This window comes from Flagellimonas sp. HMM57, from assembly GCF_021390175.1.
GTDB lineage: Bacteria > Bacteroidota > Bacteroidia > Flavobacteriales > Flavobacteriaceae > Flagellimonas.
On record NZ_CP090004.1, the window covers coordinates 4,135,168 to 4,159,450 of the forward strand.

Consider the following 24,283-nt stretch of genomic DNA (forward strand, 5'->3'; position numbering starts at 1 on the left):
TAAATTGAAATGAAAAAAGATTTTTCAAGTAGCGAAATAAATCCGTAATTAACATGGATTAACTACCCAAGTACACTACCCAATTTGAACATTGGCAGGTACATCGCAACCAATATCACTCCCACACAGACACCAACGACCAAAATGATCATGGGTTCCAGTAACGTGCTCAATAGTTTTGACTTTTGCTGTACTTCCACACTGTATTGCTGATTCAATCGCTCGAACATAAACTCGGTCTGATTGGTCTCTTCCGCAACTTTGACCATTGATATCATCTTATTGCTAAACACCTTATTGCCTTTAAGGCTATTGCTCAAACTCTCCCCTTGTAGGATTTTGATGCTCACAATCTCCAGGGCATCCTGCAATGGATAAAAACTTATCATTTTCCCAGCAAGTTCTATACTGTTGAGAACAGGAACCTTGGAAGCTGTCAACAAGCTGATAGCCCTTGTAAATTGAGCCAAGTATACCGCTTTAAGAAAACTTCCCAAATACGGAACCTTTATCAACAGATAATCCAGTTTTCGCTTAAACCAATCATTGCCAAAAATAACCTTCCGCAACAACAACATTCCTAAAATTAAAGATACCATCCACCAGCCATAATCTTTGATAAAATCAGAAACTGCAACAATAAACTCGGTAATCCATGGAAGGTCAACATTGTTCTGTTTAAAAATGTCCTGAAACATGGGTACAACCATTCGCAACATAAAAACTACTACCAAAATTGCAGTAATCAAGATTATGATAGGATACGTAAGTGCATTGACCAGATTTCTTTGTTGTTCGTTCTTCTTGGCAAAAAACAATCCTAATTCGTTTGTAATGGTGGTAAGGGTTCCAGACTCCTCTCCAATCTTAATCGAATAATACTCATATTCCGAGAATTCTTTTCTGTCCTTTATGGCTTCGGAAAAACTGTTTCCAGCAAGCAAACGTTCTCCCAAATCTTTGAACAAAACTTTTTGCTGTTCTTTTTTCTGCCCTTCCTCAATGAGTTTCAGGGCTTCTTTAAGGGTAATCCCAGCCTTTAGGAGCACACTTAGCTCTGTGTAGAAATCTTCCTTTTTCTTATTGGAGAACGATTTTCCAAAAAAAGTCAACTCACGTTCTAAAATCGACGTTTTCTGCTCGCTCTTGGTATTATTGAGATTGGCTACAGTACCGTTATTTGTGTTGTCCAGTTTAAATCCCATATCAATTCATAAAATCTGTAGCTGTATTTCTTTTGTAAACGAAGAGTGTCTTGAGCTGCTCACCTTCATTTATAAATTCTAGAGCATCTACCTTACCACTGTTCACTTCTTTGCCCAAAAAAAATGCCCTGTTTATTTTGAAATCGGTGAAAATCGTATCTTTTTCATTAAGCACATACGTTTTGAAGAAACGATATTCTTTCTTTTCAATTTCATCGGTCAATGATAGCGTACCATCTTGCGGTGAAAAATAGATATCGGAATAGGAATTAAAATCTATCCACAACGCCTGTTGCAAAAGATTGTCCTGTGCCCGCTCTTCATAACCTATTTGTATATCGTTCATCTGCCCCTGTACCAAACCTAAAACAGAAAACGCCAGTCCCACCACAATAAGGGTCAATAACAACACAACCAACATTTCACTCAATGTGAAGGCCTTTATTTTTTTAAAGGTTTTCGACATAATGGATTTTTCTTTTTATCGTCCTTGATCCAATAGCTTCTTTTTCGGTCACTTCAATACTGATCGTTCCATCTTCCTGAACCTCTCCAATAGCAATATTCCATGTTTCCCATTCTTCAAAAAATGGTAGGGTTACTTTTCCATTGATAAGTTGGTATTCCAATTGGTCTAAATATGTATGTATAGGCTGAAGATTTCCTTTTACCTGAGAGGAAAACAGCGAGTTCATTACTAAACTGGAAAGCATAAAGATGACTACGATGAGTACGGTTCCTACCATCGTTTCCATTAGTGTGGATGCTTTGATTTTTCTCAGTACAACCATTTGGCCAGCGTTTTTTCCTTTTGCAACAGTAAGCCTGCATAAGCCGTAGGCAAAAGCGTTGCGTTAATAGTGCCGTTGAACAGGTGGTTCTGGTAGACGCTGCCATTTTCCAGTGCAATAAAGGCATCTGTTGTTACATTGCCGATAACCTCACCTTTGAGTTCCAGGTTTTTCTCGCAATATAGCTCACCAAAGACCGTAGTATTTACTTCTATCTGTACTTGTGGAAAAAAGTTTCCTTCATCTGTTTCGTCCAAATAAGCAACGATACCCTTGACCGAAACATTTTTTCCTATCTGGATATTCGGCTCTGACTGGCTTTTTGGGTTGGATGTATTGCCTCGATGTACTACCAAGGCTGATGGATACTCCAAAATCACCCTATTTTCAACCTCGATACTTTCTGTGGCCATGCACTGTAATGTACCTTTAAATCCGGTTTCTATGATGATTTTCGGTGCTACGAGCACAACGTCTTTTAAATGGGAATCCCTGCTTACGGCTATCTGTTGTGATGCCATTATACTAATATTGCCCCGTAGTTCAACATTTGACAGCCTAATTACATCACCTTGAATATATTGTGTTGGAAATTCAAAAGAATTTGTCAGTTTTAGTCCCTGCGAAAAATGTACGTCACTGCCCCTAAAGTCACCATTTCCACTGTTTGAAAGTTGTTTTACATGATTTTTTAAAGAACCATTGATGGTGGGAAATGTCCTGGAACTCCGTTTTACTATGCCATAAATAGGCGAATTGAATCGATAAAACTGTCCCCCTATCGTACCGGGTCTAATGCCTTGTTCGGGTAGATATGCGTTTCCTGTGATTTTGGCGCTTCCCGCTATGATCATGGGGCGATCATTGTCCTTAAGGTAAAGTGCAGGGAACTGCTCATCAACAGCGCCACCAACCAAGGCCGTTTTTACAAATACCGTTTTTTTAAACCTGGATTTTATACCATATTTCTCAAAAACACCCCAATAGGACTTGAAGACCGACACCGCAATACCATCATCCGATGGCATTTTTAAGATTATCGAGTCATTGATTGGAATATCCTGTCTCATTGCATAGTTGAGCCCTAAATCCACTTTTTTGATTACCGCAATGGTCTTGGATGTTTTTTGATCAAAGAGCACATGGGTTTGGTGCAATAAGGTAAATGTGAGCAACAGGACAGCTATCACAGCACCAACAAGAAGCACAAACTGTAATGCCCCTGCCCGTATTTTCGTATTAATTCGCACTTTGTAATGGTATGGTTTTTAATTTTCCCTTGTACCGTACTTTTATGTGTTGGTTATTTCCACCAACCAGGGTCACCTCGCTTTCCTTACCCCTTTTTTGCATAAGGTATTGTTTGCCACCTATGGTGACAAAAAAAATGTGGGCATTGGTCTGTTGGTCCGTTATAAGCCCTGTATATGTTATAGTAGGAAACTCAACTGTTGGGGGTTTGGCTTTTGCGGTATTTTTGGTCTTTTTTTTTGAAGCGCTCAATGTCCCCAGAAAAGGATCTCTATAATCCGCTAGAATACTGAACGTATCCCTTTCTACTACATCCTTAGGTTTAAAATCCAGTTTTCTAGTGGTTACCGGGGCCTCGCCTTCTGGCGAAAACACACCGAGTATCCTAAACCCAATGATGCCCCATATGGCCAGAACCAGACCCAACAATAGATATGTCTTTACATTTTTGCTCACTCCTCAACCGTAAAATTAAATGTAGTGCTGTTATCACTTTCATTACCAGCGGCATCATAGGCCCTCACGCGCCAATAAAAAGTACCCGTAGCTACGTTTGTTGAGAATGTCTTGTTGGCGCCCAAAGCTTTTGTAACCAAGTTTTGTAGGCTTTCATCCGAAAAGATAAAAATACTGTCCCGTTCCGCGGTTCCGGGAACATCTTCCCGTGTCCAAGAAAAGTTTACTGTGGCGTCACTCTGCGATGCTCCATTGGCAGGGGTTGCCAATTGTGGGGTATTGGGAGGGATTATATCGAGGTCCTCATCGCCGTTTACCTGAAAACTGTTCAAGGTATAGGCAGTTTCATAATCGCTGTTCAATGCTTTTATGCGCCATGCGTACATCCCGTTAAAAAGATCCTGCACAATTCTAGTCTCAATGTTTCCCAAGGTATCTTCCACAATAATACTGTCCAATACGATTTGGGTGGCATTCTCAAAATTGGGCGTTGCAATTTGAATGTTGAACCGAGTGGCATCATCAATGCGTTGCCAATTGAACCCCACTTCATTAGACGTCAAAATACTTCCCTCCAAAGGGGCCAAAACAGGAACGGTCTGGTCAGAAATATCCGGAACTTCCAGAATATCCTCACAGCCCAAAAACGCCAATAAAACCACGACCAGCATATACATGTTCTTTTTTTCCATTCGCTAAAATTTTAGATATGATCTATCGCCGTTCACTTTGATGGACTTCAAATACGTGCCCTTTGGACATTTTTCCTTCTCGGACAACAGGTTTTCGATAATCAGATTGTGATATCTGTCCTCTCCCCAGCAAAAGTTGGCATACTGATAACCAAATATTTGAAGCTCCGAGAAAAAATACCTGTTTTCCGTTGTTCCGTTTATGGTTACAAGCTGTATGTTCCCATAAGTATCTTTTTGAAGCTGAACGGCCTCGGCTTGCAAGAAACTTGGCATTTCCGTTTCTGGGACGGTAATGTCCAATCCCGTTACCAATTTATAACCCTCATCTTGGGCGATGTAAGACCGTAGTTCTTTGTGCGTATCCGTATTCAGCAATTGGGTCATCCCCAATTTGTCCAAAAGCTGTAACCGTAGGTACTTTGGCTTGTAGGGCAACGAGTCTACATAGGCTATGCTATTTATCTTGCCCGCTTGCTCCATATACCTGGCATAGGAGCCATAACTGGTCCTATTGAACGGGAGTTGTTGTACATCGACTTTAAGGGCGGACCAATCTGGAACGCCTACTTGTTCCACCGCACTGTACCAAAGGTCTCCCTTTGTTTTTATTAGGGTCCCCAACGCTGGAAAGTTTAATTGGGCTTCTTGTTTTTGGGCTTTGTATGCGTTACACCCCAATAAGAAAAGTATAACACAGATTACCAACGCTTTTACAAAAAAAGACTTCATATACTATTTTCATTTCTTAGTTGAAGGTACTGAAAATATAGTTTTTACTGAAAGTAAATTCTTTATTTAATATGTGGGCGCAATGCTTTGAGGATTCGTTCAGTTTCTCTAAAAAATTATGTTAAAGAAACAATACGTTGTCATTGCAGAAGAAAAAAGAGCATGTCAAATATTCATCCCCAAAAATATATTCTTAGATGGGCTTCCAGATATTGCTGTTTTTTTGAGAAACAGATCGTTCTCCTAGCAAGTCGCTTGATATGTGTTCTTAGGGTCAGGTTCTTTCGCTCAATTGTATTGGTACAATACCGAAAGACCTTATGAATCGCTTTGGGAATCAAACTGGGATAAATATTCAATCGATCTGTATAAATACACTTTGCACCTGATAGCAAAAGTTTGTTGATCAGGGGCTGAATAGTAATCTTGGTCTTTCTACCTACCAAGAAGTCGATGGTTCTCCCGGTATTTTGTTCAATGGCATAAGTGATCCAAGCTACATTTTCCTTGTTGCCTACAAAGCTCCAAAGTTCGTCGACCTCAAACTTAACGCCCAATTTATGAAAAGGTGGAGGTTGTATCTGTTTCCCCAGCTTCAATATCCTTGACAGAACGGTATTCTTGGAGATATCCAGTATTCTTGAAATACTCCTGACCCACAGCCTTCTTTTAACAGCATTATGATAGATTGGTCGGTTTTATGATAACAAGCTTTATAACTATATTCCAATTGAAACCGTTTGTTGCACAATCTGCATTTATACCGTTGTTTGTTGTTTTGCAGGCCACTTTTTACCGAAGGGCCATCACATTTGGGACAGCTTATTGCATCCATATCCTAATTTGATACACAATACTATTAAAAAGCTTAATTTTAGGACGTTGAAGTTAGGATAACTTATGTTAAAGAACCAATATATGGTAAATAACGACTAATAAGATTTGGGTAATACATTATGGTTCAATTACTTAGATAATAATTTTTAGCCATGTCCTATTTTGATACATTACCCTATAGAGCCAGCTTGTGTTGTTACAAAAGTAGTATCTGAATCTTTCTGATTAGCTGCGGTAATAGTCCCTGCCGCTTGACTTCCCTTCTGGATACCTTTTCTTGCCTTATTACCGCTCTCAACTACACTTCTTGTTGTTGATTTTTGACTTGGACCCCCCGCTACCGCCAGTTTGCAACTGGTGGCTACAACAGTATATAATTTGGAATTGACCTAAAAAAACTGATAGTATCAATCTCGACTAACATCTTAAAAATACAAAAGCCACAACAAGGCAGTGTACTCGAATATATGTTTTCTTACTCGGTACGCCACTAGTCACAGACTAGCGGGAGCGGGGGGCTTCCTTTTCTTTTAAATCAACCAAGAAAGGTTAAATATTAATTGATTGGCATGATTTATCATCAAGTGCCGTTATAATACTCCCTCTATTAAATAATGTTATTAGGCTAAATGAGTAAGATTTTTGTTCACAATCATTACTCCTAACAAAATTCTTAATCTTATTGACTAACTCTTCATAGTTTGGGATGTCTTCATTCTCTGACTCCTGCCACTTCCCATAAGCCCATTTCAAAGTTATCTTTTTGTCTTTTAGCACAATAACATATGAAGTTCTTTCGCCCTGATGATTCTCTATTATCATAAAATCTTCAGATTGCATCTTATGCTTAGAGTATAAAAAATCTAGAATAACCTCTCTTCTGGAATCTTGATTGTTAAAGCCTGTCGATGCTCTATCTATATAAACCATCATATTCTTCAAATGCAAATCTTCTTTATCGTTTTCTTCAGATAGAGCTCTCAAACCTTTTATGTAATCTAGGTTTTGAGACTTCCATCTCATTACTAAATCATCTGGATAATCATTTTTGATTGTATTCTTATTCGATTCATTCGTTGTCTCATAAGATTTACAACCAACTAAACAGAGACAAAAAAACATTATTATAAAAAAATCTTTCATATTCTCTTCATTTAAATTTGTTATTTTTTCTTCCAATCATCTGGGTGCATAAACACTGGATCTGCCCTTCTGATAATTTTATGTTCGCTCCTTATGAGGTTTTCTATATCCCTAACCTCAATTTCTTCATCACTAAAGGTAAATGGATTTCCACCGGGCCCTAAATCTGGAGCATCAGGATCTATGAAATACCGTGAAAGTTCATCACCTTCAACGACTTGACCTCCTATAATTCTTGAGGCATGAATTAACTCATGGCCTAGACCTATAAAATTAGGTCTATTTCCAAAAGTACCATCCTCATTCTTGACATCAGCACCACTATCGCTAGAATCAAATATCACCAACGCATCTTTACTACCTATGTTAAACTTAGGGTCATTATTACCATCCATAGTATTATTACCCTTTACGTTCATTACTCGTTGATCAATATTTGTGCCAAGCATAGTCTCAGTTTTGCCAAAACTCTCTTTGAACCTTCCCGATGTCATAGCAGTTACAGTATTTTTTGAACCAATTATATTGGAAACCAAGGCTGTACCTTCTTTTAAGTCTTTACCCTTGTTTCTTCCTCCACTCTTTCTTACGGTTACCTGACCTGTTTTCCTATTTAATTTTAACCTGTCATTGGAAAGTTTTTTAACCTCTCTGAACAATTGCCTTCTTTCCTTACGATTTCCAGCTAGAATAAGTTCTTTCCCATCGGGGTCAACAAAAATCAATGGGTTATTTACTGCATAATTATATGGTGAGTAGGAAAAGTACTTGTGTGCTTTAGGGTCTATGTTTGCCCAACGACCAAGCCAGGGGTCATAGTTCCTCGCCCCAAAGTCGTACGTCTCAAGACCTAAACTCTCATCATATTCTTTATTACCAAATTTCCACATTTGTGCTGTGCTATTTCCGTTAGGCGAAGTGACATTGTTATACCCCTTATGTTTTCCACCAAAAGGATAAAAATTTGACTCTTCTATAATCTCATTTGAAGGGTCTATCGAACCATTTCCATCTGAATCAGAATAGGACAAACGAACATTGTTCAGATGATCCTTGTATTGGTATACATAATCGTAATTATTCCCGTTTGGCATGACATAGCCCTCTGGATGGCTAAAAAACTGTAGGTTCCCATTCTCATAGATAAACTTATCCGCATATTGGGTCGTGGCGGTGATACTGCCATTATTGGTCAAAATCTTTTGTACTTTTCGGCCTCTGGCATCGTAGACATAATCGATTGTGCCGTTATGTTCACTATTGCTTACGGTTACCTGTGTTGGCAGGTTCAAATGGTTGTAGGCAATGTTGGTTATGCCCTTATTGGCATCGGATGTCAGGTTCCCGTTGGCATCATATTCAAAGTCATTGTTCGTATTGGTACCGTCCTTGAAGCCTTGGTCATCGTTCCAGAAATCCGTCACCTTGCGTATCTGGTTCGAGTCCGTATGGTAGTAATAGATCAGACGGTCCATGTTGCCAAAGGTCGTTGCCCCGGCATTGGTATGGCCCTTTCGCTCCAGTTTGGTGATGTTCCCGTTCTTGTCGTACTCCACCAGGTCGAGGTTGTAGTTGGCACTGGAGTTTGTGGCATTGGTGATACGGTTGAGCGCATCGTAGCCGTAGCGGTACCATTTTAGGCCATTGTCCACATTGGCCGTCCGCCACTCCGTCTCCGATATGTTGCCATTATAGAGTGGTGTACCGCCATGGTCGACCGTGTTGTAGTTGATGCCAAAGGCAAACAAGTCGTTGCCCATGGTGGTAGGGTCGTTTATCTGTTTGAGCCATCCCCGCACGTTGTACTTGTAGTCCACCGTCTGCAGGTTGCCACCCACCTTCTTCTGTACCAGTTGCCCCAGTTCGTCGTAGGTGTTCTCCGTTAGGGTCTCGGTATGGGATCCTATGGTCTGCGTCTGCCGTGTGAGCCTGCCCATATGGTCGTACTCAAAGTCGTCCACGGTCACAATGGGGGCATTGGCACCCTTGGTATGGGTGGTAACGGTCTGCAAAGGTCTGCCCACAAAGTCCAGCTTCGTCTCCATTTGGTCAAAGGTATCCAAATAATCGTTAAGGGTGCCCTCGGCTATCATCCTTCCCTTTTCGTCATACGCCCTTGCCCAACCTATCCATTTATCGTTGTTGCCGTCCAGTACCAAGATACTGCCCCCCGTGGGAAGCCCTTTTACGTTTTGTGAGACTGTCTGGCCCAGAACATCGGTAGGGATGGTATAGCCCAAGAGCGGAAAGTTGTAGTTATCGTAAAAATTGATCGTGTGTACCTGTGGTGCCGGGGAACCTGTGGAAATCTTGGGGTAGGCATTGTCCGTATAGCCCTGTCCAACCTTTTCCTCATATTGCGCGGTGGCATTCTCTACATTGGCCTGTGCCTGGGAGCGGGTCATGTTACTGTTAAGGATCCCGGTGAGGACGACACGCCCAAGGGCATCGTATTTGGTAAAGAGCCATTTTCCGTCGGCCTGCAGGTTGGCATCGCGCGTGAGCACGGGCTGGTCCAATGTGTTGTACACAATTTCCTCTGGATCCTTGCCCGGTACCTTTTTCTCCACCAAACGGTTGCGGTGGTCATATTTGTACTGGTAGCAGAGCTCGTTGAGCTCGGTACCGCTCACCCCATTGGAAGTGTCCACCTTTGGTGGTATCACATAGGTAGGGTTGCCGTAGTCGTCGTACACGTAGTAAGTGTCGTGCGCCTCGACTGCGCTCGGCGACCCGACTTCTGCGTAGGTGCGCTTTAGCACTGTCCTGCCCAGCTTGTCCGTGAACTCCTCGGTGGTGTGCAGTTTGGAAGCGGTGCCGTCGTGGTTCTCGTCCTTGGTGACCGTTTTGTGGAGTTCGCCCTGGGCGTAATGGCCTGATAATTTGCTCAACTCGGGGGAGCTTGGATCTCCATTTACAAAGGTCACCACAAACCTTGCAACGGCATCCGTTACTGTGTTTACGGAGTAATCAAACTCTATCTCATGCCCCCCTCCCATTCGCCAGTCGTTGCCAGGGGCCGCCTGTTTTAACACACGGCTAAGGGGTGAGGGTTCAAAGCTTTTCTCAGAATAGGGGTTATCGGTATATTCGTACGCATCGCTATCATAAAACACAGATGTATCATCTTTTGCCTTGAGTCGAAAGTCCCCTGTGCCTCCCCAAACACTTGGGTGCGGCAGGTATTCTTTTTCCGATCTACCAAGGGCATCGTACGCTATATGGGTAACGATATCCTTGCCAGAGGTAGACCGGTCCATTGCCGTTAGCTGCATTGGTCTACCAAGCCCATCAAAAAATGTCAATTGCTGGATCAGGGAATCGTTTGTTGTGAACCAGGCCTGGTCAAGCGTTGTCAAACTTTTCTTTTGGTAGGACCGGGTGTATATATAGTTATAGGTTTCGGCATTTGCGGAACACTGTAGAACCTTTGCCTCTACACTGTTTCTAGAACTTGAACTGCACTGTGTGGCGGTATTGTAGCTTTCCACATAATAGAGGGTGGTCTGCGAAATACTTGGCGTTGTAAAATTTGTACCAGTATGCAAAGGGGTTCCGCCCGTTGGTGTTGCGTACCATCTAACCTGATTTGCATTGCTGCCCAAAGAAGCCGTGAGGGAAACCGTACCGGTGTCGCACCTTTCACCACCTGTTCCCAAAGCTTGCCCCGGAACTTTATCAACGGTGTAATTGATGGTTCGGGCACCCCCCCAGCAACCTGAGGAATTGTTTCTGGACCTTAAATAGTACGTGCCGTTAGTATAAAATGTAACGGACTTGTTCATACTTGCACTAGATCTAATGGTGTCCGAGGCCGTAGTCTGCCAATACCAGGTTATACCACCTGGCGGATTGCCGCGCGTAAGGACAGTGTTGCCACAATTATTGGACACAGAGGGCATTGACGGTGTGGGCGGAGGCAAGTTGACGCTATAGTTTATTGTTCTGGCGGGACCCCATTCCCCTCCTGAATTTCTTGCCCTTAGGTAATGTGTTCCACTCGAATAAAACGTGATGCTGGACGCAGAATTTGCGGCAAACCTTTTCGTATCTCCAGAGGAACTCTGCCAATACCATGAAATATTGGAGGGCGCGCTGCCCTTGGTAAGTACCGTGCTCCCACAGTTTTGTGAAATACTTGGCATTGGGGGAAGGGCCGGATAGGCATTTTGGTTCACCCATAGAAATTGTGTCCCAGAATTGGTCTGATAGGTGATCGTCGCATTTCTACTGCCCCCTGTGTTCGCCTGGCATACTATTTTGATGTTTCCACTTGGTCTTGTCACGGTCAACCAACCCGGAACATTGCTGAAAGCGGAAAGCGCCTTACAGGAATTGTTAGAGATGACGACCGTTTTGGTACCGCCGTTAAATCCAAAATTTTGTGGGACATTTGGGCAAAACTGTCCCATTGAAGAAAAACAAAAGACCAAGAGGAAGAGGCCCGTAAGGAAATATGTGCTATAATTTTTAGTCGCCATGGCCATCAGTTTTTATGGTTATATCTATATTCCTCAAGAATATGGTTCTCATTGTCCTTGATAAGTTCCAACCTATTGAACTTATCGTAAGAATATGTTGTGGTCCGACCCCGCCAATCTGTCATTTTGATCAGGCCGACCATTGGCTCATATTCGTATGTTGTGATCATGGCGCCAGAAAGTCCGTTGCGGAGCGTACTCTCTTGCAATGCCGTGAGCCCACCGTTGCCCGTATGAAAATTGGCCCCTAAATGTGTCTCTATGTCGGTTCTGGTCGCATTTTCGATTTTAGCTACGGGTACGGTCTTGTTATAGCCCCATATGTAAGAAACGGACACACCATCCGCTTTGGAAACTTCAAGCGGATTTCCGAGGTCATCGTATTCCCGGTATAGGATTCGATTTTCCAGGGCACCTCCATTTTTTGCCGTCTGTACGATATCGGGCAATACCATGTCGTTCTGCAAATCCTTGAAATTTGTTCGGGTGGTCGTTTTGGACAATTGGGTGCCTACATCGTTTTTGGTAACCACTTCAACTTGTACCGGTTCGCCGGGCCGTATAGTTTCCAATAGTCCCAGTGCCGAATATGCTGTTGGCGATAGGCCCGAAAGTATATCCTTGTTGGAAGGATAGTAGGTTTTGGTCGATACCGACTTATCGTTGTTCGTTACGCTTTCTGTTTCACTCACCTGGTAATGCTTGTCATAATCATAGCTATACGTGGTTTTTTGTGAAAGGAGCATCCCGTTATCGTATGTTTTTTCTTCGGTGGAATGCATATCCAGAGTTCCAGCGGTGAGGTAAAATGTTTTGAATTCATTGTATTCGTCCGGATCTCCCGGTGTTCCATCTTGATCGGCGAAAATTATGAACGAAGCGGTGTGCTTGGTCCTAGTGGCTCCATAGACTTCTCCATTGGTGGCGATAGGTGACACAGGAGGCACCATTAAATGAAAAGGGCTGCCTACCAAATCTCCATATCTATAGTTATGGTTTATTTCCTTTATAAGTGTATAATCCTGTGGGTCTTTTCTATAATATTTGGTCGTTAAGGGCTTCCCCCTCATCCATTCATTGTCCGTTGCAAGGTGGTACGGAAATTTATAGAAATCCCCAGAATCCTCGAATACCGTGAAACGATGCTCGGTTTTCCCCTCTCTGCCATTTTCTCCAATGAGATGTTCCGTAACATATTCGTACCCTTCATGGTTGCCTTGTTCGTAAGTGAGGGGACTACCGGGGCGGGCCCCGTATTTTCTTCTTATGATAACGGCTCCCCCCATGGCATCCTCCTGGTAATAATAACTGGGCAATGAGAAAACCTTCCCGCTGCTCGTTCCCTGTGCATCTTTATATTCGTATTCTTTTTGAATGGTTCCCCCATAAGCGTCCTCTAGGGTCGTTCTCTTTATTCGATTGCCCGAAGTAAAAAGTAATTCCGTACCGCTGTTTGGATCTGGGTCACCAATTTCCTCTTTCCAAGTGACCGAGACCCCAAAAGGTAAAAGGAAAATGTCCATGGGGTTATTCTGGACTCCTCCATTTATGGTCACTTTTATATAGTACGTTCCAGATGGCAACTGAATGTCATACGTATCGTTAAGCAATGGTATACTACCTTGCGAACCTATGAGTTCCGCAGCATAAGGGCAGGTCTCCATGAACTGATCTGTACCGCATTCTTCTGGCGATCCCAGCATGGAAATAATCTTTGCGCCACCTACAATGTTCCCTATAGTGAACGATTCCGATGTGTAGGCATTGCCACTATACCTGCTAGGATCTTTGGTCATACCAAAGCTCTTGGATACAAGCGGATTCGTATCTGGAAACAGCAAATCCTTGAAATAGTGTGGAGGTACCGCCCTGTTGTGTTCATATTCATAGTTCATTGACCCTCCAGTGGGCAATTGTATCTTTGTAAGCATGCCCGCTTGGGATTTTATGGTGTCCACCTCCCTACTTATCGTTGTGGTACCGTAGTCGAAAAAAGTAAGATAGTCGCCGTTGTTCTTTCCGTTGTAATACCCCCAAGTATCCTGGGAATTGGAAAACCTATGGGGCAATACGGTACTATTGTAGAAAAATTGGTAGGGCGGCAATGCCGCAGACTCCAATTTATCATAAGTGTCTATCGAGTTAAGAAAAAGCCTTTTGCCCGCCTTTTGATCACAAATGCTCAATGCATTCAATACGTTGGTTGCGGGACCTGTAGTATATACATAATTGAACTGATAGCTCTTAACGAGTATATCGTCGAAATCGGTAATATGGATTTTATCCAAAGCGTATGCGTTATCAAGATCATCCCTTTCTATATTGGACTTTATGAACTTTACCTTCCCTTGATCAAATACAATTTCGGATATCTGATTTTGAACCGGCTTGACTTTCGCGAAATACGAACTGACTATGCCCGACCCAAAATCCATTTTATCAAAACTCCTTCTGCAGTAAATGGGCTCCTCTTCAATATATTTGAATTTTATTGTTTTGCCACTGGGCCCCGTGATGTCCATAAGGTACCATGACGTGTATGCATTAAAGGAACCGCTACCGGGAGAGCTCGACAACGTACCATTCGAAAAAACTCCATTTTCAATGACATGTTCCTTGTCCCTGGCCGTTAGGACCCCATCTTTGGAAAGCCCGAAATGGAGCTTGAACCCATCCGGGGTTATTACTGTCCATCCAGCTATTTCACCAACTGTTCCATTTGCCCAAACCGGTGTTATCCTCAGGTCGGTAAAATGTTGGATCACTGGCATTTTCGTACGCTGATCAAAAATGAACTTACCTGAATACCCTAAAAAATTGAACATGAAACTATCTGGATAAAGATCCTGTGCTTCCAACAAAACACTATTATAGATTCTTGATCTGGTAGTATCGGCAGTAAAAAAAGTCTCCAAAAAATTATCCCTTAAATACCCTTTGACCCCATTTGGAATATATTCATCGGCAGAACCCCTTATCTGTCTTGTTATGGCTCCACCAAAATTAAGGGTCCAGCCCAGGCCAACTCGCGATGCTACTTCTTCCACCTGTATCCCTTTTGCGTGGTAACTAAGGTTTATCGGAATGGACAATCCATCCAAGTCCACAGTGTATATGGGCACACTTATGTTTGGTGTCCCATTGTAAAAAGAGACCGGCACATCAACGTATTTTGCCAAAGCTGTAGCTTCGGGAGATGGCGGTGTAATTTTAGGCAGGTCCTGTGCACTTACAACTTGTGTAGTTAATACTATAATAAGACCAAATGCTAGTTTTTTAATTTCCATTAGGGTTTGGATTTTGTGATAAAGTATCGGAACATTCAAAATGTCATTTGTATGTAGAAAGCTCTGTTTTATATGCGTTTCCTGTTTATTCCTAAAGTCGTAGTTACATTGCGCTATTGAGAAAAGTGTATAGACCAACCGTCGATGCGCTCAAATTAAAGTATGCCATCAAAAACTATATGTACCATCCCCTTTTTGATTGGGCGCAACATGGTTTTACCTAAAAAAGCGACTACAAGAAGTGATGGAACTTTAAAAAAAGATTTATTTTCATGTTAGGTTTTTTAGATTAAAAACGATTGTTCGGTTACCAGAAAAGTAAACAATTTATCGTATCTATTTTATTACATAAATCATTTTAAATTCCACTTTTTTTATGTTCAAGCAATAGATATAAACAGGTAAGACCATGAAAAACAAACCATTGACCACAAGTTTGTCCACACTAAATATTCCTACAAAAAATTAAAATTTAACAATTATTTAATGTTTCACCATTAATTAAATTCTTACAAATTAGAATATGAAAAAAGTTATATTTCAAGTAAGATATTATTCGTACATTTTCATGATAATTTGTTTTCCATACTAAAACCAATACTAGCATGCGCAACTCGATTAAAAAGGTGGTATCAATATCTTTTTTTAATAAAAAGTTGGATGCCATTAACCTACAAGAGACTTTAATTGTACTAGCCATAATAGGGATTCTTCTACTGTTGGCGCTCCCCAATCTTATGCCCTTGATCTCAAAAGCCAAAAGTGTTGAGGCCCAAGTACAGTTAAAGGCTATTTACAACGCCCAGACCACGTACAGGTATATGCACAGCAAATATTCTCCCGTAATGGAGGAACTGGATTTTGAAGCACCACGAACGGTCGAGGAAAACGGAACGGCCAACTATGTTTACGAAATACTCAGTGCAGACAATGCCACTTTTAAGGCCAGGGCAGAAGCCATAACGGATTTTGATGGGGATGGTGTCTTTAACGTCTGGGAAATTGATGAAAGCGGAAATCCCAAGCAAATCGTGAAAGATTGATTGTCCCTCTTAACCTATTGCTTATTATGTGCCTTACCGTTATTACATATCAAGATTTTAAGGAACGAAAGGTCTTTTGGTTTCTTTTTCCATTGGCAATGCTCCTACTTGGACTGCTCTACTACTTACAAGTTACCAATGCATCCGTGTTTTTATATCAAATACTGATAAACACTATCTTGGTCACGAGCATCTTGTCCATCTTATTTATTTACACCCGTTTTATCACTAAAAAACGTTTCTTGAATCACAGCTTGGGCCTTGGGGATATATTATTTTTTTATGCACTAAGCTTAGGGTTCCCAACACTTACATTTATTGTACTCTTTGTTGCTGCCACGATGTTTTCCCTTTTGGTCTTTTTGATAAGTAAGCGAAATCTAAAGCACAAAACCGTTCCGTTAGCAGGATTGATGGCGCTATTTATGGTCTTTGTCATGCTATATGATCTCATATTTAAATATCCGTCGTTGTATGGCTATTGAAACCAAACATAATTTTAAGATTGCTCCAGACCTGGTGCAACGTATTACAGCAGAACAGGCGTTTCATTACAGAATAGTTCCAAAAGAAGTAGTCGATGCCGTTTTGGTCCTTTGGACCGATGTTCCGAATCCTGAGGACCTATCCTCGGAATTGATGATCGTTATGGATTCCCCTGTACGATTGGAACGATTATCATCTCAAGAATTACAAGATTACTTGACCGCCAATTACAGACAGGCGCAAAAAAGCCAGAACAGCGAATTGCACTATACCCCTGATTTTCTGGAAAAAATACTGGTCAATGCAAAGACAATCGGCAGTAGTGATATCCATTTTGAACCTTATGAAACTGCATGTCGAGTCCGTTTCAGATTGGATGGAAAACTCGTAGAACAGTTTAAGGTTCCTATCAAAGAGTATCCCACAATCATCAACAAAATCAAAATAAAGGCAGATTTGGATATTGCCGAAAAGCGATTGCCACAAGACGGACGGATTACGATGAAAATGAACAATGACGAATTCGATGTTCGTGTGTCCTCCCTCCCTACTCTTTTTGGTGAAAAAATTGTACTTCGGATCTTGAACAAGGATACCGAATCGGTCACCTTGGAAGATTTGGGGTTCAATCCCTTGGAATTGGCACGGTACAAAGAAGGCATAAAAATGCCCAATGGCATCATTTTGATATCGGGTCCCACAGGTTCTGGAAAGACGACTACGCTCTATGCCACATTAAAAATTCTCAATGATGCCAAAACCAACATTCTCACCATAGAGGATCCTATAGAATATACCCTGGAAGGCATAAATCAAGTACAGCTAAAGGAAAATATAGGGTTGGATTTTGCAAGTGCACTACGAACCTTTTTAAGACAAGACCCAGATATTATCATGGTCGGCGAGATACGCGATGTAAAAACTGCCAACATGGCCATTAGAGCTTCATTGACCGGGCACTTGGTCTTATCTACCATTCACACCAATTCCGCTTGGGCCACCATTTCCAGATTGATCGATATGGGAATACCTCCATTTCTTATTGCCAGTACCTTAAATACCAGTGTTGCCCAACGTTTGGTGAGAAAGTTATGTCCAAATTGTAAAAGAAAAGATGCCATAGAAAAAAGCCTTTTTCCAGAAGGGTTTCAACCTCCTAAAAGTTTGATCCATCATTATTTACCTACCGGATGCCAAAAATGTCATCACACTGGCTATCAAGGCAGAAGGGCAGTTTATGAGATTATACCCATTACAAAGAAACTGACGCCCCATATTAAAAACAACGAATTGGATATTCAGAATTATCTGAACGAACATAACATACCAAATCTACGTGACAATGCACTAATGCTTGTTGCGGAAGGAACTACTTCTATAGAAGAAGTATATCCCATGTTAACCAACTGAACCTATGAAGAAAAGCCTAATATTTTTTCTACTCCTTCTTTCTTTACCGCTATCTGGTCAAGAAGAGAGCAGAATACAGAACATAAAGAACAATCTAGAACTCCTTGCCGTCGAAAACCCAGGACTTTCAGAAAATTTAAAGCTGGACATCAATGTAAACAGTGTATCAATTTCCAATTTTCTATTGGCAGTATCACAGGTTCACAAAGTAAATATCAATATAGACCCCAGCCTTCAGGGCATCAATATTGTGAACAACTTTTCTAACGTTTCCGTTTCCGATCTTTTGGTGTTTTTATGCAAGCAGTATCAGTTGGATATTAATTTTACCGGCAATATTCTTTCCATCCAAAAATATCAACCACCACCAGAAATCGTTCCCGAAAAAGAAGTTTTGGTTTCTTTTGATGCCTTAAACAGTCTAATTTCCTTGGACCTAAAAGGAGATCCCCTTGAAAAAGCATTTCGTAAGATTATGGACGTATCGGGGCAAAACCTGTTGTTCAATGGTGGAATGGAAACAATCCCCTTGACACTTTACATAAAAGATGTTCCTATGGATATGGCCATGGAAAAATTGGCAGAGACCAATAATCTAAAATATGCAAAATCGAGGGATGGTTTTTATCTTTTTGATAGGTTCATTGAGAATAATTCGCCAAATTCAAGAGTTTCCGGTAGTTCATATCTGGGGAACAACAATTTTCAATATCAGGTACTTGATACGGTGAACAGAATTTTGAATGTAGATTTTACCAATGTGCCCATTGCTGACATAGTACATGAAATAAGTGTAGATCTGGATTTGGATGTCTATATGGCAACACCTTTGACCGAAGCGGGAAACATCAGTTTCAAGGCCAAGCAAATCTACTATGATGAACTATTGACCAAGATGTTCGAGAGCAAAGCCAAATTCTCGAATCCGGTCGCTGATCCTTCTAATGGTCAACTTTCAAATCAGCCCCAAAACAGAAATCAGAACAGATCAGCTCCAAACATTGGGTTAAGTTCCAATACTGCAACGTTCACCTTTAAAAAGGAAAACGATCTCTATTTCTTTGGAACGGCAGACCAGCTCAGTGTTAGAAAGTTTGAAATTGTACAGATGATGCACCGATCCGTGGAACTTTTGGGTGACCCCATGCAATCTGGAGGATTTGGAAGATCGGCTGGGAGAACGGTCCAAGCAGGAGTCAATTTTTTAGGTAACAACGGTTTTCAAGGTGGTGCAAATGGATTTGGAAATAATCAAGGAGGTTTTGGACAAAATCCCAATACCACGCGCAGAATCAACACCCAACCCACACAGTTTAACAATTATTCATCAAATGCAGAGGCGATTGTCAGCATCTTGCCAGATGATGTGGTCGCTGATTTGGATATCAAGATAGATTTTGAACTCAATAGTTTTCTGATTAGTGGACCTGCAGCCAACATAAATCGTTTCAAAAAATTCGTCAAAGAGATTGACAAACCAGTTCCTGTTGTACTCATCGAGGTTATGCTAATAGAAGTAAGAAAAACGGCCACGGTAGAAACGGGAATAAGTTGGGGCATTGGTGAAGAACCTGTGGAGACAAGTGGTGGGATTTTTCCTGAAGCAGATTTGACCCTTGGTGCTAAAACGGTCAACAAGATAATAGGTGGGTTTGATGGATTCGGCTCTTTTAACATTGGACGGGTTGTTCCCGAATTCTTTGCAACGATAAAGGCCATGGAGGCCAATGGGAATTTAAAGATCAGGTCTACTCCCAAACTCTCCACCTTGAACGGTCATCGCGCCAACCTATCCATAGGGGAAACTACATACTACGTAGTAACGAGCCAAAACTTTTTTGGCTCACAGATACCCACTACTTCCGAAGTACGAAATTTTCAGCCCATTGATGCCCAATTGGCCGTGAGTATAAAACCCTTGGTTTCTGGTAACGGACAGGTAACCTTGGACATCAACGTCATACAATCCGATTTTAGCTCAGAGCGAATAGATGAGGATGCTCCTCCCGGCCTAACTTCTAGGGAGTTTAGTTCTATCATACGAATGCAAAATCAAGATTTGGCTATTTTGGGCGGACTGGAGGAAAAGGTAAAGAACGATTCAGGTAGTGGAGTGCCATTTTTGGCAAGGATACCGGTAATCAAATGGCTATTCAGCAAAAGAAGAAGAGAGGATACCAAACAAAAACTTACCATTCTTATTAAACCTACAGTAATCTACTAATGCTCGATTTTTTAAAGACATATTTTACCAAAGGAAATACTTTTTATGGATTGAAAATCTATCAAGTGGAAAATACGATCAAGTTCCATCTTGTGGAAGCTATTAAAAAGAAAGGGGAACTCACCATTGCCAATAGCCAGGACTTTGATGAACTGCAAATGCTCTCTAAACTTTGTAAAACTTCGGTCCCACTCTATCTTATTTGCAACACTACAGATGTTATCACCAAGCAACTTGAAGCAACATCCAGCCTTAGTAGCGAAGCAGCTGTTGAACGTATGTTCCCGGGGCTAGACCTCGATGTTTTCTATTATCAGATTTCAAAGCTCAAGAACCATTTATTGATCAGCATTGCTAAAAAAAATGGTGTTGATAGCTATTTAGAGAAATTAAAGGAAATGAATTTTAGGGTTACAGGGTTCTCGTTGGGGCTATCCACATTGGGTTCTCTGATAAATTTCATCAATAACGAAACTATTTATACGAACACAAATAAAATAGCTTTTGATACTGGACCAAACTCAAAACTTTCAATTTCCAAAGTTGACAATGCTACCCAAGTTAGCTATACTATTAATGGATTACAAATGAAAAATTCCGCTTTAGTGGCTTTTTCAGGGATATTGGACTTCTTATCGGATAGCGCAGCGCATAATTCCAATTTTAAACCTACAGTACAAAGCCTTCAAAATGACTTTAAACAAAGTAGAGTCTTCAAGATTGTTTCCAGGTCTTCCTTAGTTGTACTATTGATTATCTTACTTTCCAATTTTTTAATTTTCAGTTACTATTTTGATGAAGTAGCTTCATTAAAAGAAAATTTAGCGTTTGATAATGAGAATAAAAAAAATCTCATGGCACTAACAGACGCGGTAGCGGAAAAAGAAAAAAAAGTGGACGCCGTCCTATCGGTTTCAAATTCAAGGTCTTCTTACTACTTGGATGAATTGGGGACCTCCATTCCCAAAAGCATACTATTGGATGGAATACAGTACCAACCACTTATAAAACCGGTACAAATATCGAAACCTATCGAAGTGAACATTGACGAACTTATCGTGACAGGAAATTGCATTAATAGTGAAGATTTTTCATCGTGGTTGATATATCTGGAAAGATTGGAATGGGTCAGGTCCGTAGAGACTTTAGAGTACGACTACAAAAATCAAAACAGCTCAAATTTTAAGATAAAGATCAGTGCAACAGCTCCTTAAAAATAAAGTAGTTCTCTTATTGCTATTGCTATTGCTGGCATTGCTCATATGTTATAAATTGGCAATATCCAACACATTGGCCCTTAAAAAAGAATACCGTTCCCTAAAAGCGGAAGAGCAATTGTTCAATGATATTCCACAACAATTAATGTTTCTCTCCAAAAAAGAAAAGCACTTAGACTCATTACTACAAACACTGAATTTGAACAATACTTCATTGGAAAATAATCTACTGCGTGTTGTGAACAGCGAGTCAGCCAAAAACAATCTGAAGGTCATGGATTTCAATCCACCGCATAGAGTGATTACGGATAATAATTCCGTTACTACCTATGAATTTGTTTTAAGGGGTGGTTTTACCAGTATTTTGAAGACCATTTACACCATTGAGAATCAGTCTACCTTTGGAAAGGTCATACATTTAAATTTTACCAAGGAGAAAAATTACAGGACAAACAAAAAGTATTTAGAGGTTAAAGTATTAATGCAACATATTGAGTAGAGAAAATAATTACCTACATATAAGATAAACTTGGAACAGCTCTTTGTACTTTTCGCTTTCGGCATGGACACCAATAACAATTTCTTTTCTTTTGCAAATACATATCGGATAGAAGAGGCGAAAAATTGTTCAAGGATTCAAATTACGATGCCTACTGTATAGTTTCAATCAGTTTGGAATCAGGTTCTAATTCGAAGACTACATTAAATAGGGTGTTTAAAATGAAACAGACACCATCTACCTATAGTAAGCTCATTCAAAAACCCAAGGAGATTAGATCTTGACACCTATAAAATATGGATAGTACTCCCGAGGTTTAACATTCACCCCATCTAAAGAAGATCGACATTTCGACAAGACCAGATTGTCAAGAACCGATAGAGCCCTTTTTTCACAAAAAAAAGAAACCATACACTCACATCAAAAAAATCATTTTTTGACGACTTCTCTATGCGACAGATATATACCTTTCTCGGTTTACTATTTTAATCAACAAAAATCTGTTTTCTGTAGGTTGAGTTTGACCCAGAAAGATTCAAATCCATTATGAAATATAAACTATCACTATTCCTCGTACTGTTGTCCTTTTTTCAAACCCAGGCACAAAGTACCGGTCAGGATATCAATAATCCATTGGAAAAAAGGAATGATCTAAAACTCAACATTCTTAGGGCCGTTTCCGGTGCTGTTGAAGTAAGTTATGACAGAAACCTCAACCGTAAATCGTCACTGGGAGCTTCTGTTTTTATCCCTTTCAATCAACAAAACCCTTCCAAAGATATTGATGTGAACTATTTTGTTACTTCCTATTACCGAAGATATTTTGGAAAAAAATATGCTTCGGGTTTCTTCATTGAAGGGTTTGGAACCTTAAGTTCTATCGATGGAAAACAACTAATGGATATGGATGGTAACCTAACCCAAAAAGAAGGCCCGGATAGTATTGATTTTTCGCTAGGTCTTGGCTTTGGGAGTAAATGGATAACCAAAAATGGTTTCGTATTTGAAGCCAATGTAGGGTTAGGACGTCTTTTGTTCAATGCAAAAGAAACAGATCACGATAGTGTATACAGGCTCGGTATTAGCATTGGGCGTAGATTTTAATTACTTTAAGAAATCAATATTCACCTATCAAATGAGAAGAAAAATAGTGCTGACCATTGTGTTTTCCCTCTTTATTTTGATGCTATTTTTATGGATAGTCAATCCACAGATTTTCAGAATCATCAGATTTCAAAAACCTGGGGTAAAAACCTACGAATACTTTCCAGTGAGGGAAATGGAAAAAAGCTCACACCCATTTATTTTTCCAGAAAAAAAAGTCCCACAAAACCAGCTCGATACATTGCTTGTAGAAAACGGCGCAGGGAAAAGGGTATCATTCTCAGAATACTTCAAATCTGGTGAATTACTGGCCTTTCTTGTCATTAGAAATGACACACTTATCTATGAAAAATACGGTAGTGACTACGATCGTGGCACTATATCAAACACATTTTCAATTGGAAAATCAATGATTTCCCTTTTGACCGGAAAAGCAATAGAGCTGGGTTATATAGATGGTACTAAACAACACATCAATGATTTTATAACTCCTTTTAAAAACAATCCAGACCTCCAAAAATTACGTATAGAAGATCTGTTGAACATGAAATCGGGATTGAAATTCGAGCGTGCTGGTAATGGGCTTATTTCAGACCTATTCTGCGATGAGGCGCGGTTTTTTTATACGAGTACTCTTAAAAAGGATTTGTTGCATGTAAGGTCGAATACCTTACCCGGAAAGAGATGGAAATACAGCAATCTGGACCCCTTAATTTTAACATGGGCCATTGAGAATGCTACCGGTAAGTATGTTTCCGATTTCTTTCAACAGGAAATATGGAATCCTATTGGAGCAGAATACAAAGCAAGTTGGGGTATAGACCAAATAGGAGGACTTGAAAACTCACCAAGTAGTTTTCAATGTACAGCCATAGATTTGGCCAAGGTAGGGCGTCTTTTATTAAAAAAAGGAGTTCGAGACTCAACCCAGATTATCTCTTCAGATTGGATTGCCCAAAGTATTGCCATTGATCAGGGAAATAGGGCCAACACCTCCAAAGGAAAACAAAGGGCAACACATCAATATTATTGGTGGTTGCCGCAGGAAAATTTTGAAGGGGATTTTTCCGCTGAAGGCTTACGAGGACAGCGCCTCTATATAAACCCCATTCAGAACATCATCATTGTTCAATTCGCCAATCGCGGATTTGGGGGATATCCTTATAGAGCAATATCAAACCACTTGACCAGCAAAACCACGATATTGGCACATTAAGAAATAATTGGCCGTTAGAAGTAATTTTAATCAACATCACAAATGAAATTGAAACCAATCCCTTTTCTAACAATTTCAATCAGTATCAATGTCTATAAAGAAGTAGAAAAGTGTCCCAAAAAAATCAAGAAATCAAAATAAGTCTTGAGGAAACCCTTGTTTTAAAACATGCTATAAAATCAATCACAATGTAAGGACGGACGCTGGAC

19 protein-coding genes are annotated in these 24,283 nt (G+C 40.5%); 7 read left to right on the top strand and 12 right to left on the bottom strand.

Annotation, left to right across the window (positions count from 1 at the left end; translation table 11 throughout):
• Positions 1 to 62: 62 nt before the first annotated feature.
• The 11 genes from LV716_RS18340 to LV716_RS18390 all read right to left on the bottom strand — a co-directional run bounded on the left by LV716_RS18340 (position 63) and on the right by LV716_RS18390 (position 14,875).
• Entirely contained in the window at positions 63 to 1,205 is a 1,143-nt protein-coding gene (locus tag LV716_RS18340; protein WP_163419227.1) for a type II secretion system F family protein, read from the bottom strand.
• Between the two features lies 1 nt (position 1,206).
• Positions 1,207 to 1,671, bottom strand: coding sequence for a prepilin-type N-terminal cleavage/methylation domain-containing protein (locus LV716_RS18345; RefSeq protein ID WP_163419228.1), 465 nt, complete (start codon positions 1,669 to 1,671; stop codon positions 1,207 to 1,209).
• Positions 1,655 to 1,996 (bottom strand): hypothetical protein, encoded by a 342-nt coding sequence (locus LV716_RS18350; protein WP_163419229.1) that lies wholly within the window; start codon positions 1,994 to 1,996, stop codon positions 1,655 to 1,657. Before LV716_RS18350 ends, LV716_RS18345 begins: the two co-directional genes overlap by 17 nt.
• On the bottom strand, positions 1,984 to 3,246 hold the full coding sequence (locus LV716_RS18355) for a hypothetical protein (protein WP_163419230.1): 1,263 nt from the start codon (positions 3,244 to 3,246) through the stop codon (positions 1,984 to 1,986). Before LV716_RS18355 ends, LV716_RS18350 begins: the two co-directional genes overlap by 13 nt.
• Complete coding sequence (locus LV716_RS18360) at positions 3,236 to 3,703, bottom strand: hypothetical protein (protein ID WP_163419231.1); 468 nt, start codon at positions 3,701 to 3,703, stop codon at positions 3,236 to 3,238. The genes LV716_RS18355 and LV716_RS18360 overlap by 11 nt, the downstream gene beginning before the upstream one ends.
• On the bottom strand, positions 3,700 to 4,395 hold the full coding sequence (locus LV716_RS18365) for a hypothetical protein (protein WP_163419232.1): 696 nt from the start codon (positions 4,393 to 4,395) through the stop codon (positions 3,700 to 3,702). Before LV716_RS18365 ends, LV716_RS18360 begins: the two co-directional genes overlap by 4 nt.
• Before the next feature lie 3 nt (positions 4,396 to 4,398).
• Positions 4,399 to 5,127: a hypothetical protein gene (locus tag LV716_RS18370; protein ID WP_163419233.1), complete on the bottom strand. Its 729-nt coding sequence runs from the start codon at positions 5,125 to 5,127 to the stop codon at positions 4,399 to 4,401.
• 173 nt (positions 5,128 to 5,300) lie between these two features.
• Positions 5,301 to 5,816, bottom strand: a complete 516-nt coding sequence (locus tag LV716_RS18375; RefSeq protein WP_370637532.1) for an IS1 family transposase — start codon at positions 5,814 to 5,816, stop codon at positions 5,301 to 5,303.
• A gap of 697 nt (positions 5,817 to 6,513) precedes the next feature.
• The gene (locus LV716_RS18380) at positions 6,514 to 7,107 is read right to left on the bottom strand and encodes a hypothetical protein (RefSeq protein WP_163419235.1); all 594 of its coding nucleotides are present in this window, start codon (positions 7,105 to 7,107) and stop codon (positions 6,514 to 6,516) included.
• A 20-nt stretch (positions 7,108 to 7,127) separates the two neighbouring features.
• Positions 7,128 to 11,588 (bottom strand): DUF6443 domain-containing protein, encoded by a 4,461-nt coding sequence (locus tag LV716_RS18385; RefSeq protein ID WP_163419236.1) that lies wholly within the window; start codon positions 11,586 to 11,588, stop codon positions 7,128 to 7,130.
• A 5-nt stretch (positions 11,589 to 11,593) separates the two neighbouring features.
• Entirely contained in the window at positions 11,594 to 14,875 is a 3,282-nt protein-coding gene (locus tag LV716_RS18390) for a hypothetical protein (RefSeq protein ID WP_163419237.1), read from the bottom strand.
• Between the two features lie 605 nt (positions 14,876 to 15,480).
• Here LV716_RS18390 and LV716_RS18395 point away from each other — a divergent pair.
• Complete coding sequence (locus LV716_RS18395) at positions 15,481 to 15,918, top strand: general secretion pathway protein GspG (protein ID WP_163419238.1); 438 nt, start codon at positions 15,481 to 15,483, stop codon at positions 15,916 to 15,918.
• Positions 15,919 to 16,198: 280 nt separating this feature from the next.
• Here the strand turns inward: LV716_RS18395 and LV716_RS18400 are convergent, their stop codons facing one another.
• Complete coding sequence (locus LV716_RS18400) at positions 16,199 to 16,357, bottom strand: hypothetical protein (protein ID WP_233759181.1); 159 nt, start codon at positions 16,355 to 16,357, stop codon at positions 16,199 to 16,201.
• A gap of 35 nt (positions 16,358 to 16,392) precedes the next feature.
• On the opposite strand from LV716_RS18400, the gene LV716_RS18405 reads away from it, so the two are divergent.
• From LV716_RS18405 to LV716_RS18430, 6 genes are all read left to right on the top strand, one after another.
• Entirely contained in the window at positions 16,393 to 17,814 is a 1,422-nt protein-coding gene (locus LV716_RS18405; RefSeq protein ID WP_163419240.1) for a GspE/PulE family protein, read from the top strand.
• Positions 17,815 to 17,818: 4 nt separating this feature from the next.
• The gene (locus LV716_RS18410; protein WP_163419241.1) at positions 17,819 to 20,038 is read left to right on the top strand and encodes a type II secretion system protein GspD; all 2,220 of its coding nucleotides are present in this window, start codon (positions 17,819 to 17,821) and stop codon (positions 20,036 to 20,038) included.
• Positions 20,038 to 21,252 (top strand): hypothetical protein, encoded by a 1,215-nt coding sequence (locus LV716_RS18415; protein ID WP_163419242.1) that lies wholly within the window; start codon positions 20,038 to 20,040, stop codon positions 21,250 to 21,252. The genes LV716_RS18410 and LV716_RS18415 overlap by 1 nt, the downstream gene beginning before the upstream one ends.
• On the top strand, positions 21,236 to 21,754 hold the full coding sequence (locus tag LV716_RS18420; RefSeq protein WP_163419243.1) for a hypothetical protein: 519 nt from the start codon (positions 21,236 to 21,238) through the stop codon (positions 21,752 to 21,754). Before LV716_RS18415 ends, LV716_RS18420 begins: the two co-directional genes overlap by 17 nt.
• Before the next feature lie 546 nt (positions 21,755 to 22,300).
• Positions 22,301 to 22,858 carry a DUF3575 domain-containing protein gene (locus tag LV716_RS18425; RefSeq protein ID WP_163419244.1) on the top strand — a complete coding sequence of 186 codons (558 nt, stop codon included), beginning with the start codon at positions 22,301 to 22,303 and terminating at the stop codon, positions 22,856 to 22,858.
• A gap of 31 nt (positions 22,859 to 22,889) precedes the next feature.
• Positions 22,890 to 24,074 (top strand): serine hydrolase, encoded by a 1,185-nt coding sequence (locus LV716_RS18430; RefSeq protein ID WP_163419245.1) that lies wholly within the window; start codon positions 22,890 to 22,892, stop codon positions 24,072 to 24,074.
• Positions 24,075 to 24,283: the final 209 nt, after the last annotated feature.